Consider the following 13,142-nt stretch of genomic DNA (forward strand, 5'->3'; position numbering starts at 1 on the left):
TGGTGTCGAATGGAACCCGGGAGGGGTTCTGCCATGGGAGGAAAAGGATATGGATAGACGCAGCTTCATGCTGGGTACCGCCGTCAGTGCCCTTATGCTATCGGCCAAGGGACTGGCTTTTGCACAAGAAGCCCAAGGCGTGGCGCCTGATCTGGCGCAGTTTCCCCGCAACGAAACCCTGATCATCCATAATCCGGAAGGCGTGATCCGCAATCCGGGCTGGTTCAACAACTGGGTGGTGGGTGCCGGTTCGGGCATTTCCAACGGACTGCACCAGCTCACAACCGACACATTCTGGCTGATCGACCCGGATGCGGGCATCGAAGGCGCCAGCGAGAACGCCATCTACAATTCACTGGCCGACGGGTTGTGGGACTATAATGACGACTTCACCGAAATGACGGTGAAGCTCAAGCAGGGCATCTACTGGAGCGACGGCGTCGAATTTACCGCCGACGACGTGGTGTTCACGGTCGAAAAGCACAAGGCAACCCCGGGCCTGTCCCAGAACGGCGCCTATAATGCCCAGGTCGAAACGGTGGAAGCCGTCGACCCCTACACCGTCCACTTTACCCTCAAGGGCCCGAATTCGCGCTTCCATACACTGTTCGCGGTGCGCTGGACCGGCGCCTGGATCATGGCCAAGCACCATTTCGAGGGCGTCGAGGATATCCTGAGCTTCCCCAACGATCCGCCGCTGAGCCTGGGGCCCTATACGCTGCATTCCTACGACCCGAACGGCACCTGGTATATCTGGCAGCGCCGCGAGGACTGGGAGCGCACTGCGCTCGGCATGATCGCCGAGCCCAAGCCCAAATTCATCATCTATCGCAACAATATCAGCCCGGACAATCGCCTGATCGAGATGCGCAATGGCAATCTCGACATGGTCCACGATCTGTCGCCGGAAGCCACGTTCTCGATCATCGAGCAGGATCCGCAGATCCAGGGCTGGTTCCCCGGCTTCCCCTATGCCCATCCCGATCCGACGCTGGTGATGGCCATCTTCAACCTGCAGAAGCCACTGTTCACGGACAAGCGTGTCCGCTGGGCGCTGGCCCTGATGCTCGACGCCCGCGCCATGTCCATGGCCTCCTATCGCGGTGCGGCGACGCTATCAGCGATATCGGTGCCACCGACCGGCACCCATCCGCGGGACTACCATGCTCCCCTGCAGGAGTTCTTGACCAATTACGAGATCACGGCAGGCGGCAATACCGTCAAGCCCTATGATCCCACGATCGGCATGCAGATTGCCGACATGGTTCGGGGCCAGTTCCCGGATGCGCCGACCGACGAAGATGCGGTTCGCAACGCTTTTGGCTATGGCTGGTGGAAGCAGGACCTGGTGACGGCGGAAGCACTGCTGATCGAAGCCGGCTTCAGCAAGAACGGCAATCAGTGGATGATGCCGGACGGGCAGCCGTTCAGCTTCTCGGTGATGGTGCCCACCGACGGCGTGGTCAACCGGCTCGGGGCGATCATCGCCCAGACCTGGGCGCAGAACGGCATCGGCGCGGAAGTGGAAGCGGCCTCGGACACCTGGGACCGCCAGCGTATCGGCAATTACGACGTCAATATATCGTGGGCCGTGGAAACCTGGGGCGGTCACCCCGACCTCAGCTTCTTCCTCGACAGCTACCATTCGGAATATATCCAGCCGCTGGGCACATCCCAGCCGGACCGCAACTGGATGCGCTGGCAGGATCCGCGGCTCGACGAGATCATCGAGAAGATCCGCGCCAGCGACTTCAATGATCCGAAGGGCATCGAGTATGGCCATGAATTCGTCAAGCTCCACCTCGAGGAGATGCCGAACATCCCGATCATGTCCTACAACGTGTTCTCGGTACAATCGAACCGGTTCTGGACGGGCTGGCCCAATGCCGACAACCCCTATGCCAATCCGGTGACCAACTGGTCGAACGGACGGTACATCTTCACCCAGATCAGCCCTGTCGAAGGGGCTGTGTAAGCGTCCTCCCGGGCGGCCCGGCTACGGCCGGGCTGCTTCGGGTGGGAATCGTGGGGAGTGATGGGCGGCGCCGCGGGAACCCCGGTGCAGCGGCTGGGAGTTCGTATGCATAGTTATTTATGGTTTTTCGGAAAGCGGGTGCTGCAATTGTTCGCAGTCGTCTTCTGCGGCATCTCGGCCACCTTCCTGGTGACGCATCTGTCACCGATCGACCCGGTCGAGCAGGTATTGGGGCGACTTTCGGCCCGATCGAACCTGTCCCCCGAAGCCATTGCGGCGACACGCGCCGCGCTGACGGAAATGTATGGCACCGGGCAGCCCATGCTGCAGCAATACTTCAACTTCTGGGCGCGGCTGCTGCGGGGCGATCTTGGTCCGTCACTGCTGGCCTTCCCGACCCCGGCCATGGATCTGGTGACACGGGCGATGCCCTGGACGCTGGGCCTGCTGGTCACCTCGACACTGATCACCTTTGTCGTCGGCAATTTGCTGGGCGCGCTGGCCGGCTACAATCCGGACAACCGGTTCTTCAAGGCCTTCGGGCTGATCGCCATGGCGGTGCAGCCGATCCCCTATTACATCGTCGCCTTCATCCTGCTGATCGTGTTCGGCTTCCTCTGGCCGGTGCTGCCGATTTCGGGCGGCTTTGCCATGGATGTGCGGCCTGCCCCCACCTGGCAATTCGCCGGCTCAATCCTGGCGCATTCGATCCTGCCGGCGCTATCGCTGGTGCTGGTCGGCTTTGGCGGCTGGTTCCTGGGCATGCGGGCGCTGGTCAGCAATGTCGTCAATGATGACTATGTCACCTATGCCGAGCTGGCCGGCGTCGCGCCACGGACCATTGTGGGCGCCTATGTGATCCGCAACGCACTGGTGCCGCAGCTGACCGCTTTGGCCATGGCGCTGGGCGGCGTGTTTTCGGGCACTGTCATCACCGAGCAGGTCTTCAACTATCCCGGTATCGGCTCGCTGCTGATCGACGCGGTGAACTATGGCGACTATTCGCTGGTGCTGGCGGTATCGACCGTGTCGATCACCGCGGTGGCCTTCTCCATCTTCATCATCGACATGCTGCACCCGCTGCTCGATCCACGCGTACGAGCGGAGTAGGCCCATGTTCAGCGTTATCCGCGATCTCACGCGCTACAATATCGAGTTCACCATCGGCATGATCCTGGTCAGCCTGGTGGTGGTGTTTGCCGGCATGAGCTTTTTCTCGCCGGTCGACCCGACCCTGATCTATATGGCCATTCCGGACCAGCCGCCCTCGGGGCAATACTGGTTCGGCACCAATTCGCGCGGCCAGGACCTGTTCTGGCAATTGTCGGCCGCGTTCCGCAACAGCCTGATCTTCGGCATTACCGTGGCGGTGCTGAGCCGCATCATCTCGATCACCGTCGGGTTGCTCAGTGGCTATGTCGGCGGCTGGGTCGACCGGGCGCTGATGTTCATCAACGACATCTTCGTGGCCGTGCCGATCTTTCCGATCCTGGTGCTGTTCTATTTCGTGCTGCGCAACGACATGGACAGCTTCACCTTGGCCTTGATCATGGCCTGCTTCGGCTGGCCATTCGATGCGCGGCTGATCCGCTCGGTGGCGCTGGGCCTCAAACAGCGCGAGTTCACCCGGCACGCCACCTTTGCCGGCATGAGCACGCCGAAAATCCTGCTCGAAGAGCACCTGCCCTATGTGATGCCGATCATCTTTGCCACCTTCATGAACAACATGCTGTGGTCGATCGGGCTTGAGGTGACGCTGGCCGTGCTGGGCTTCACCAATCTGAACAATCCCACCATCGGGACCGTGCTGTACTGGGCCATTTCGCACTCGGCGATCGTGGTGGGCGTGTGGTGGTGGATCGTCATCCCGGTGATCCTGATCGTCATGACGTTCCTGGGCCTGTTCCTGCTGGCGGTCAGCATGAACGAATATATCGACCCCCGAAGCCGGCTGCGGAGGATGGGCGCATGACCCAGGACAGAAACGACATTCTGACGGTCGACGGGCTCAAGGCCTATTACCAGATGGACTATTTCGGCGTGCATCGCGAGGTGCGGGCGGTCGACGACATCACCATGACGGTGCGGCGCAACGAGGTCTATGGCATTGCCGGCGAGAGCTCCTCGGGCAAGACCAGCTTCATCAAGGTGCTGGCGGCGGCGATACGGCCGCCGATGCGGATCGTGGCCGGCACAGCCAAATATGACTTCAAGGGCAAGTCCTTTGACGTGGCGGACGCCACCGAGGCGCAGATCGAGGCGGTGCGCTGGAAGCATCTGAGCTACATCATGCAGGGCTCGATGAGCGTGCTCAACCCGGTGCGGCGCATCGGCAAGACCTTCGAGGACTTTGCCAAGCGACCGCTGGGGCTGAGCGGGACGGCCTATAAAGAGCGGGTGCAAAACCATCTCGAGCGGCTCAAGCTGCCGGCCGATGTGCTGAGCGCCTATCCGCATGAGCTCAGCGGGGGCATGCGGCAGCGCGTGACCATCGGGCTGGCCACGGTGTGCCACCCCGAATTCGTCATTGCCGACGAGCCGACCACGGCGCTCGACGTGGTGGTGCAAAAGGAAGTGCTCGGGCTGATCCGGGAGATCCAGCAGGACATGGGATCGTCCGTGGTTTTCGTCACTCATGACATGAGCGTGCACGCCAATATGGCCGACCGGGTGGGCATAATCTATGCCGGGCGGCTGGTGGAGGAAGGGCCGACGCGGGACATGTTCTTCGCCCCCAAGCATCCCTATACCGCCCATCTGGTGGCCAGCCTGCCGCGCATCGGCGATACCACGCAGCGCCCGGCGCTGGAGGGACGGCCGCCGAGCCTGGCCGAGCCGCCCGCGGGCTGCCGGTTTCACCCGCGCTGCCCGCTGGCGATCGATAAATGCAAGACCGACGTGCCGCCGCTGGAAACCGTGGCGCCCGACCACCGCACGGCCTGCTGGCGCTGGCGGGATGTCGAGCCGCTGGTGGCGCCGCAGCGGGTCAGCGAGGTGATGGCATGACGCCGCTATTGGAAGTGCGCAACGTGTCCAAGCGCTTTGCCATGGGCGGGGTGTTCGGGCGCAAGGTGGTCGATGCGGTGCAGGATGCCAGCCTGACGCTGAGCGCGGAAAAGCCGGAGATCTTCACCATCATTGGCGAGAGCGGCTCGGGCAAGACGACGCTGGCGCGGATGATCCTGGGGCTGGAACTGCCGACGAGCGGCGAGATCAGCTTTGCCGGCAAGACGGTGAGCCATCGGGTCGGGCGGCAGGAGCGGCTCGACTTCATGGCCAAGGTGCAGCCGGTGTTCCAGAACCCGTTCGAGGCGTTCAACCCGCTCAAGCGGATCGACCGGTATCTGGAATCCACCGCGCGGCAGTTTCTCAAGCTCAAACAGCAGGATGACCTCGATGGCGCGATGGATGGGGCGCTGCAGAAGGTCGGGCTGAGCCTGGCCGAGGTCAAGGGCCGCTATCCGAACGAAATGAGCGGCGGGCAGCTGCAGCGGGCGGCGATCGCGCGGGCGCTGATCCCCAATCCGCCGCTGCTGGTGGCCGACGAACCGGTCAGCATGGTGGATGCCAGCCTGCGCATGAGCATCGTCAACCTGCTGCGCGAGCTGCGCGACAGCCTGGGCGTCTCGGTGATCTACATCACCCATGACCTGGCGACGGCCTATTACATTTCCAACCGGCTGATCATCATGCAGCGCGGGCGGATCGTCGAAATGGGCGATGCGCGCACGGTGCTGGACAATCCCGAACACCCCTATTCGCGGCTGCTCAAGGCCAGCGTGCTGAGCACCGAGGATGCGGGGGCGGGCAAGCTGGCCACCGATCCGGGCATGGTGGCGCTGGCCAGCGATGCGATGGGGCGGCCGGGCAGACTGGTGGACCGGGCGGATGGACGGATGGTGCGGGTCTATGAGGGTGTGTGATGAGTAAAGCGATCTATCGCGATCCGATCGAGGACGGCGCGGCGGACCCCACGGTGATCCGGCGCGAGGGCACGGACGAATGGTGGATGTTCTATACCAACCGGCGGGCCAATGCGGGCGGACCGGGCTTCAGCTGGATCCATGGCTCGCCCATCGGGGTGGCGGTGTCGCGCGATGACGGCGCGAGCTGGACGTATCGCGGCACGGTGGCGGGGCTGGACGATCCGAAGGACGTCGGCCAGCTCAATACGCATTGGGCGCCCGAGGTGATCTGGGCCGAGGGGCAGTACCACATGTTCCTGAGCTATATTACCGGGGTGCCGGACGGCTGGAAGGTACCGCGGACCATCTTGCAGTTCACCAGCCCGGATCTGGAAACCTGGACGCGGGTGGGACCGCTGGCGTTATCGAGCGACAATGTCATCGATGCCTGCGTGTTGCGTAGCCCGGATGGGCTGTGGCGGCTGTGGTACAAGGACGAGGGCCAGGGCTCGAGCACGTGGAGCGCCACCAGCACCGATATGCTCAACTGGACGCTCGAAGGGCTGGTGCTGCCGGGATCGCCCGACGCCCCGCCGCATGAGGGGCCCAATGTGTTCCAGATGGGCGGCTGGTACTGGCTGATCGTCGATGAATGGCGCGGCCAGGGAGTCTATCGCTCGGATGATACGATCAACTGGGTGCGGCAGGGGCTGATCGGCGATCAGCCCGGCGCCGCGCCCGACGACACGCGCTTCATGCGTCATGCCGATGTGGTAGTGGCCGGCAACCACGGGGCGCTCTACTATTTTACCCATCCCGAATGGGACGAGCTGGGCCAGCCCAAGGGGCCGCCCGATGCCGCGGCGCGGCGCACGGCGGTGCATCAGGGGCGGCTGACGGTGGTCGATGGGGTGCTGGTGCTGCATCGGGACGTGGCGGCGGATGTGGGATTGCTCAAGGCGTCCTGAACGAGCCTTCGTGCTGCCGTTCGAGCAGGATGGTGGGCGCGTCCTTATAGGTGCTGCGCGCATATTCGCGATAGCCGAGGGCGGCGGCGAGGCGCAGCGAGGGCGCGTTGGCGGGGTCGATGAGGCAGACGGTGCGCGTCAGCCCCTGCCCTTCCGCCCAATCAAGCAGACCGATCAGGGCTTCACGGGCCAGGCCGCGGCCATGCCAGGCAGGCAGCAGGACCCAGCCGGCCTCGGGGGCGCCACCCAAAGCCGGCTCAATGGCTCGCTGAAAATCGGCCAGGCCAAATTCGCCGACCAGGGCGCCGGTGGCCCGGTCGGTGGCCAAGAGATAGCCGTAACCGCAGAGTGACCAGAGGCCGGCATAGCGCAGCAGACGCGCCCAGACTTCCTCGGGCGTGCTCGGCCGACCGCCGATGAAGCGGACGACCGTCGGATCGGCCCAGAGGGCGCAACAGGCGCCAAAATCGTCAGCCGTATGGGGGCGCAGGATCAGGCGATCGGTGGTGATGACCGGCGCGACGCCCATCAGCCGACGGCGACGGCCGTGCGGGGCATGTCGGAGAGGATTTCGGCGACGCCATTGCGGATGATGACGATTTCCTCGAGGCGCAGGCCGAAGCGGCCCTGCAGGTAGATGCCGGGCTCGATGGAGAAGACCATGCCCTCCTCCAGCACGGTGTCTGAGCTGGCGGTGATATAGGGCGTTTCGTGGATGTCGATGCCCAGGCCATGGCCGGTGCGGTGCATGAAATTGGGGCCATAGCCGGCGGCGGTGATGATGTCGCGGGCGGCCTTGTCGACAGCGCTGGCCGGGGCGCCGGGGACGGCCGCGGCAATGGCGGCCTCGACGGCGCGGTCGAGGATGGAATGGATCTGGCCAAAGCCCTCGGGGGCGGCGCCGAAATAGCCGACGCGGGTCATGTCGGAGGGATAGCCGGCAATGCGGCCGCCGGTATCGATCAGCACGGCGTCATCGGCTTTGAGCTGGGTCTCGCCGGTGTGGTGATGCGGGAAGGCGCCATTGGGGCCGAAGCAGACACTGGTGAATTCGGGCGTGGCACCGTTGGCCTTGTAGAAATCGCGAATGACAGTGGCGACCTCGCGCTCGGTAATGCCGGGCCGCAGAGCGGCAAAGCCGGCTGCCATGGCGGCGTCGTTGAGCACGGCGCTGGCCTTGAGAGCGCGGTATTCGGCCTGGTCCTTGCGCGAGCGCAGATAGCCAACCGTGTCATTGGTGAAGCGGCGGCTGGCGCCGGGCAGCGTATCGAGGACCAGGAGAGCAAAATCGGCGCGCATGGTTTCGTCGAGCACGATGGATGGCGCGCTGCGGTCAATGCCGGTGGCGGCCAGAATCTCGTCGAGCGCGGCGGCAGGACCATCGGCATCGGCCCAGGGGAAGAAGGGCAGATCGGTATGCTGGCGGGCGCTGTCGACATTGAGCGCGGGCATGAGGAAGCCGGCGAAGGTCGCCGAGACCATGAGCAGAACCGGGCGCTCGTCACCGTGGGGGGCGAGATCGGCCAGGTAGAGCATGTGGCTCGAGGGGCCGATGACGACCAGATCGGTATCGGTGGCGGCCATGCGGGCACGCAAAGCGGCAAGGCGGGCGGTGAGGATCGGGGTCATGGGGGGTCTCGAGCTAGTCACTAACAAAAAGGATCGGAGCCGCGCCAAAAGGCTAAGGCGCGGCTCCAAGCTAGGGTGTCTTGGGGACCACCTTAGCTGTCTGGGTATCTTCACCCGCCAAGGGGAGAAGGTGGATCGAGCGTCTGGGACGTCCGGGCCATTCGGCCATAGGCCTCATGGCCTAGTGACCTCCAATCGCTCCACCGGAGCGATTGACCCGTTGGGACGGTCCCTAGTCCTTGGTCACAAGGCGGTAGTAGACGAAGTCGGACGTCGCGCCGTTGACATAGCCTTCGACATTGTTGGCCATGGCAATGGTCAGGGCCGCCTGGAACATGATGACGATCGGGGAGGAAGCCTGGGCTTCCTTCTGGATCTCGATATACATGTCGTCGCGCTTGGCCTGGTCGGCTTCGGCCAGGGCTGCGGTGACCTTGTCGTTCAGTTCCTGGGGCACGGCCCAGGCGTTACGCCAAGTAGTGGTGGCCGTGTAGTTCTCGTCGGAATTGTCCGAATTGTAGGCGAAGGCCTTGGCGTTGGAGTGCGGGTCCATGAAGTCCGGGCCCCAATAGAGCAGCATGGCCTGGTGGGTGCGCTCGCGATACTTGGTGATCACCTGGGCGCCGGTGCCGGGCAGGATCTCGAAATTGATGCCGGCTTCGGCAAAACCGGCCTGCAGCGACTGGGCGATATCGGTGAACGGGGTCGAGTTGATCACGTCGAGGGTGACATTGATCGGGGTCTCGATACCCGCGTCAGCCAGGATCTGCTTGGCCTTTTCAACGTCATAGGTGAAGGGCGTCTCGTCATAGGAGCCGGGGAAGCCCTTGGGCCAGAAGGCCTGGTGCTTTTCCATCTGGCCCTTGAGGAAAGACTGGGTCATGCCGTCATAGTCGACGAGATAACGGGCAGCTTCCCAGACGGCCGGCGGCGTCAGCGATTCCGTCTTCTGGTTGAAGGAGAGGAAGTGCACGGCCGCCTGCGGATAGGTCTCGACCTTGACTGCGTCGGTGCTGAGGCTGGTGATCTGGTCGGGCGTCAGGTTCTTGGCAATGTCGACGTCGCCCGAGGTCAGCAGCAGCTGCTGGGTGGCGGCTTCGGCAACGTGACGGATGATGATCGACTTCATGGAGGGGGCGCCACGGAAATAGTTTTCGTTGGCGGTCAGGCGGACGATTTCGGCCGGACGGTAATCTTCCATCACGAAGGGACCGGAGCCCGCCGAATGGGTGTTGAGCCAGGCATTGCCCAGGTCGCCTTCGACCTCGTTTTCCATGACGAGGACTTCATCGACGATGGAAGCCGGGCGCGAAGCCAGCACGTTGAGCACGAAGGCAGAGGAGAAATCGCCCTCATACTTCACGACCACCTTGCCATCGGCAATGGTGACCATGTCGGCCATGTTCTCGGGGGTCCAGCCGAGCTGGGCGAGAATGAAGGCCGGGGTCAGGTTGAGGGTGATGACGCGGTTGAAGGAGAACACCACGTCTTCCGGGCGCACCGGATTGCCCGAGGCGAAGCTGGCGTCGCGCAGGGTGAAGGTGATGGTCTTGGCCGCATCGTCGGCGACCCACTCGGCGGCGAGGCCGGGGGCCAGCACGGTGGTGTCCTCGGCTTCATAGCCCACCAGGCGGTCATAGACGTTGGTGTTGATTTCACCCGAGGTGAATTCATAGGCCTGGGCGGGATCGAGGGCGACGATATCGTCGATATTCTGAGCCACGACCAGCGCATCGGCGGGGGTGGCGGCGAAGGCGGCAACACTGCTCAAGGGCAGCGCCAGCGCCGTCGCCAGCAAGGCAGCACGGAAGAGTTTCATCTGCGTTTTCTCCTGTTGGCGGCGACTTGAGGGATTGGTTCAGACGAACCTCCCCTGCCCGCAAGGCGCCTATTTGACGAGTTTCTTCTTTTTGATCGGCATGATGCCGATTTTTGCAACCGTCTCGGCCTGGCGGGTGGGCCGGGCCGAGGAACGGAAGAGCGCGAGCGTGCCTGTCCAGAGCAGGCGCGCGGGTTTGTCGGTATGGTTGGACCAGGAATGGGGGCGGTTGCCGCGGAAGTGGAGGCTGTCGCCGGCGCTCATGATCATCTCGTCGCCATCGAGCCGCTGGGTGATGGCGCCTTCGAGCACGTAGAGAATTTCCTCGCCCTCATGGGCCACTGTTTCGGAGCGATAGCCCGGCGGCACGAGCATGATGAAGCTCGAGAGCATGTTGCCGGGAAAATCGGTGCCCAGGCGCTCATAGATGATGGAGGAGCCATCGAGCGAAAACTGGCCGCGCTCGCCGGCGCGGGTCAGCGCCGTCTTGGTGCTGGGGGCGGAGACGAAATAGTCGATGCCGACGCCAAGCGCCCGGGCGATCTGGGCCAGCGTGCCCAGCGACGGGGTGGCATGATCGCGCTCGACCTGGCTGAGATAACCGACAGAGACCTCGGCCGACTTGCCGAGGGCCTCGAGCGTCAGATGCAGCTGGCGACGACGGGCACGGATCAGCGCCCCTACCTTGGGGCGCCCCTCGCTCTGCGGTCTCTGCTGGGCTGCGTCTGTCATCAGGCCACCATAATTTTTTTGATATAAGCAAAGTTTTCTGTATGGTGAAAGCGAAATGTGAAGGCGCTGACGATCTGCAGATGATTCAATCTGCGGGCGTAGTTCCTTGTTTTCCCAAGGGGAAATTGCCTTGAGCGTCACGTCGCAAAGTACCAGTGCAGAGGATAGCGGTTTTGTCACGCGCCGTCGCTGGCGGCGGCGTGTGACGGCCATTGCCGGCTTCGTGGCGACAGTTTTCCTCACCTTTCTGGGCCTCTTAGCCATTACCTTCTTCATCGGCCGCGTGATCCCGATCGATCCGGTGCTGGCGGTGGTCGGCGACCGGGCGAGCAATGAGGTCTATGCGGCGGCGCGCACGGCCATGGGGCTGGACCAGCCCCTGCCCGTGCAGTTCTTCCACTATGTGGTCAATGTGTTCTCCGGCGATCTGGGCCAATCGGTCAGCACCGGGCGCTCGGTGGTGGAGGACCTCAGTCGCTTCTTCCCGGCGACGCTGGAAATGGCGACGATCGGCATCATCATCGGCGTGACGCTGGGCGTACCGCTGGGGGTGATCGCGGCGAGCCGGCAGGGCTCGGTGATCGACCAGATCATCCGCGTGGTTGGGCTATTGGGCTATTCCATGCCCGCCTTCTGGCTAGGACTGGTGGGTTTGGCGCTGTTTTATGCGCGGCTGCGCTGGGTCGGCGGGCCGGGGCGGCTGGACATTTTCTATGACGGGCTGGTGAGCCCCGTCACCGGCATGCTGCTGATCGACAGCCTGCTGGCGGGCGAAGTGGACATTTTCTGGAATGCGGTGACGCATCTGATCCTGCCCGCTTCGGTGCTGGGCTTTTTCAGCCTGGCCTATATTGCGCGGATGACGCGCAGCTTCATGCTCGACCAGCTCAGCCAGGAATTCGTGACCACAGCGCGGGTCAAGGGCGTGCCCGAGCGGGTGGTGATCTGGCGGCATGCGTTCAACCCCATCCGCGTTCCCCTCATCACGGTGATCGGCCTCTCCTATGCCGGCCTGCTCGAAGGCTCGGTGATGATCGAGACGGTGTTCTCCTGGCCCGGCATCGGCAATTACCTGACCACGGCTTTGCTCAATGCCGACATGAATGCGGTGCTGGGCTCGACGCTGGTGATCGGCGCGGTGTTCATCTTCATCAACAAGTTTTCGGACGTGCTCTATCGCGTCCTCGACCCGAGGGCCCGCTGATGAGCACACGTGACTGGCTGCTGGAAGATTCGCCGCATTCGCGGTGGCAGGCCAATGCGGGGCGCGCCTATCGGGTGTTTACCGCGCTGCTGCGCAATCCCCTGTCGGTGCTGGGCGGGATCATCATCCTGGTGCTGATCCTGACAGCAGTGTTTGCGCCCTGGATCGCCCCCTATTCCGCCACCGGCCAGGACCTGGCCAACCGGCTGGCGCCGCCCTCGGGCACGCATCTCATGGGCGCGGACGAGCTGGGGCGCGATATCTTTTCGCGGGTGATCTGGGGCAGCCAGATCACCCTGACCATTGTGGGCCTCGTAGCGCTGATCTCGGCGCCGCTCGGCCTGCTGGTTGGCGCGGTGGCCGGCTATTTCGGCGGCTGGACCGACCGGCTGCTGATGGGCTTTACCGATATCTTTTTGTCCATGCCCAAGCTGATCCTGGCTTTGGCCTTCGTGGCGGCGCTGGGACCGGGCATCAACAATGCCATCATCGCCATCGCCATCACCGCCTGGCCGGCCTATGCGCGCATTGCCCGGGCCGAGACGCTGACGATCCGCAATAGCGAATTCATCGCTGCGGTGCAGCTGCAGGGCGCCTCGCCGCTGCGCGTGATCGTGGGGCATGTGCTGCCGCTGTGCACTAGTTCGATGATCATCCGCGTGACGCTGGACATGGCCGGCGTGATCCTGACCGCGGCCGGCCTGGGCTTTATTGGGCTGGGCGCCCAGCCGCCGCTGCCCGAATGGGGCGCGATGATTTCGCGCGGGCGGACCTTCATCCTCGACCAGTGGTGGGTGGCGACCATGCCGGGCTTTGCCATCATCATTGTCAGCCTGGGCTTCTGCTTCCTCGGCGACGGGCTGCGCGACGTGCTGGACCCCAAGAACGAGGGCAAGTGATGACGGCTCCG

12 protein-coding genes are annotated in these 13,142 nt (G+C 63.7%); 8 read left to right on the plus strand and 4 right to left on the minus strand.

Annotated features, from left to right (window positions below):
• Positions 1 to 49 precede the first annotated feature (49 nt).
• From GDR53_RS01785 to GDR53_RS01810, 6 genes are all read left to right on the plus strand, one after another.
• Positions 50 to 1,975 carry an ABC transporter substrate-binding protein gene (locus GDR53_RS01785; protein ID WP_232846698.1) on the plus strand — a complete coding sequence of 642 codons (1,926 nt, stop codon included), beginning with the start codon at positions 50 to 52 and terminating at the stop codon, positions 1,973 to 1,975.
• 105 nt (positions 1,976 to 2,080) lie between these two features.
• Entirely contained in the window at positions 2,081 to 3,085 is a 1,005-nt protein-coding gene (locus GDR53_RS01790; RefSeq protein WP_193336411.1) for an ABC transporter permease, read from the plus strand.
• 4 nt (positions 3,086 to 3,089) lie between these two features.
• On the plus strand, positions 3,090 to 3,947 hold the full coding sequence (locus tag GDR53_RS01795; RefSeq protein ID WP_193336412.1) for an ABC transporter permease: 858 nt from the start codon (positions 3,090 to 3,092) through the stop codon (positions 3,945 to 3,947).
• The gene (locus tag GDR53_RS01800; RefSeq protein ID WP_193336413.1) at positions 3,944 to 4,981 is read left to right on the plus strand and encodes an ABC transporter ATP-binding protein; all 1,038 of its coding nucleotides are present in this window, start codon (positions 3,944 to 3,946) and stop codon (positions 4,979 to 4,981) included. The genes GDR53_RS01795 and GDR53_RS01800 overlap by 4 nt, the downstream gene beginning before the upstream one ends.
• Positions 4,978 to 5,898, plus strand: a complete 921-nt coding sequence (locus GDR53_RS01805; protein WP_193336414.1) for an ABC transporter ATP-binding protein — start codon at positions 4,978 to 4,980, stop codon at positions 5,896 to 5,898. Before GDR53_RS01800 ends, GDR53_RS01805 begins: the two co-directional genes overlap by 4 nt.
• Positions 5,898 to 6,848, plus strand: coding sequence for a family 43 glycosylhydrolase (locus GDR53_RS01810; RefSeq protein WP_193336415.1), 951 nt, complete (start codon positions 5,898 to 5,900; stop codon positions 6,846 to 6,848). Before GDR53_RS01805 ends, GDR53_RS01810 begins: the two co-directional genes overlap by 1 nt.
• Here the strand turns inward: GDR53_RS01810 and GDR53_RS01815 are convergent.
• From GDR53_RS01815 to GDR53_RS01830, 4 genes are all read right to left on the minus strand, one after another.
• The gene (locus GDR53_RS01815; RefSeq protein ID WP_193336416.1) at positions 6,835 to 7,377 is read right to left on the minus strand and encodes a GNAT family N-acetyltransferase; all 543 of its coding nucleotides are present in this window, start codon (positions 7,375 to 7,377) and stop codon (positions 6,835 to 6,837) included. The two genes, GDR53_RS01810 and GDR53_RS01815, sit on opposite strands and share 14 nt — an antisense overlap.
• Positions 7,377 to 8,477 (minus strand): M24 family metallopeptidase, encoded by a 1,101-nt coding sequence (locus GDR53_RS01820; protein WP_193336417.1) that lies wholly within the window; start codon positions 8,475 to 8,477, stop codon positions 7,377 to 7,379. Before GDR53_RS01820 ends, GDR53_RS01815 begins: the two co-directional genes overlap by 1 nt.
• 232 nt (positions 8,478 to 8,709) lie before the next feature.
• Positions 8,710 to 10,296 carry an ABC transporter substrate-binding protein gene (locus GDR53_RS01825; protein WP_193336418.1) on the minus strand — a complete coding sequence of 529 codons (1,587 nt, stop codon included), beginning with the start codon at positions 10,294 to 10,296 and terminating at the stop codon, positions 8,710 to 8,712.
• A gap of 69 nt (positions 10,297 to 10,365) precedes the next feature.
• Complete coding sequence (locus GDR53_RS01830) at positions 10,366 to 11,028, minus strand: helix-turn-helix domain-containing protein (protein WP_193336419.1); 663 nt, start codon at positions 11,026 to 11,028, stop codon at positions 10,366 to 10,368.
• Positions 11,029 to 11,230: 202 nt separating this feature from the next.
• Between GDR53_RS01830 and GDR53_RS01835 the strand changes: the two genes are divergently transcribed.
• Both GDR53_RS01835 and GDR53_RS01840 read left to right on the plus strand, forming a co-directional pair.
• Complete coding sequence (locus GDR53_RS01835) at positions 11,231 to 12,232, plus strand: ABC transporter permease (protein ID WP_232846778.1); 1,002 nt, start codon at positions 11,231 to 11,233, stop codon at positions 12,230 to 12,232.
• The gene (locus tag GDR53_RS01840; protein WP_193336420.1) at positions 12,232 to 13,131 is read left to right on the plus strand and encodes an ABC transporter permease; all 900 of its coding nucleotides are present in this window, start codon (positions 12,232 to 12,234) and stop codon (positions 13,129 to 13,131) included. Before GDR53_RS01835 ends, GDR53_RS01840 begins: the two co-directional genes overlap by 1 nt.
• Positions 13,132 to 13,142: the final 11 nt, after the last annotated feature.

The sequence above is a fragment of the Devosia beringensis genome, from assembly GCF_014926585.1.
Lineage (GTDB): Bacteria > Pseudomonadota > Alphaproteobacteria > Rhizobiales > Devosiaceae > Devosia > Devosia beringensis.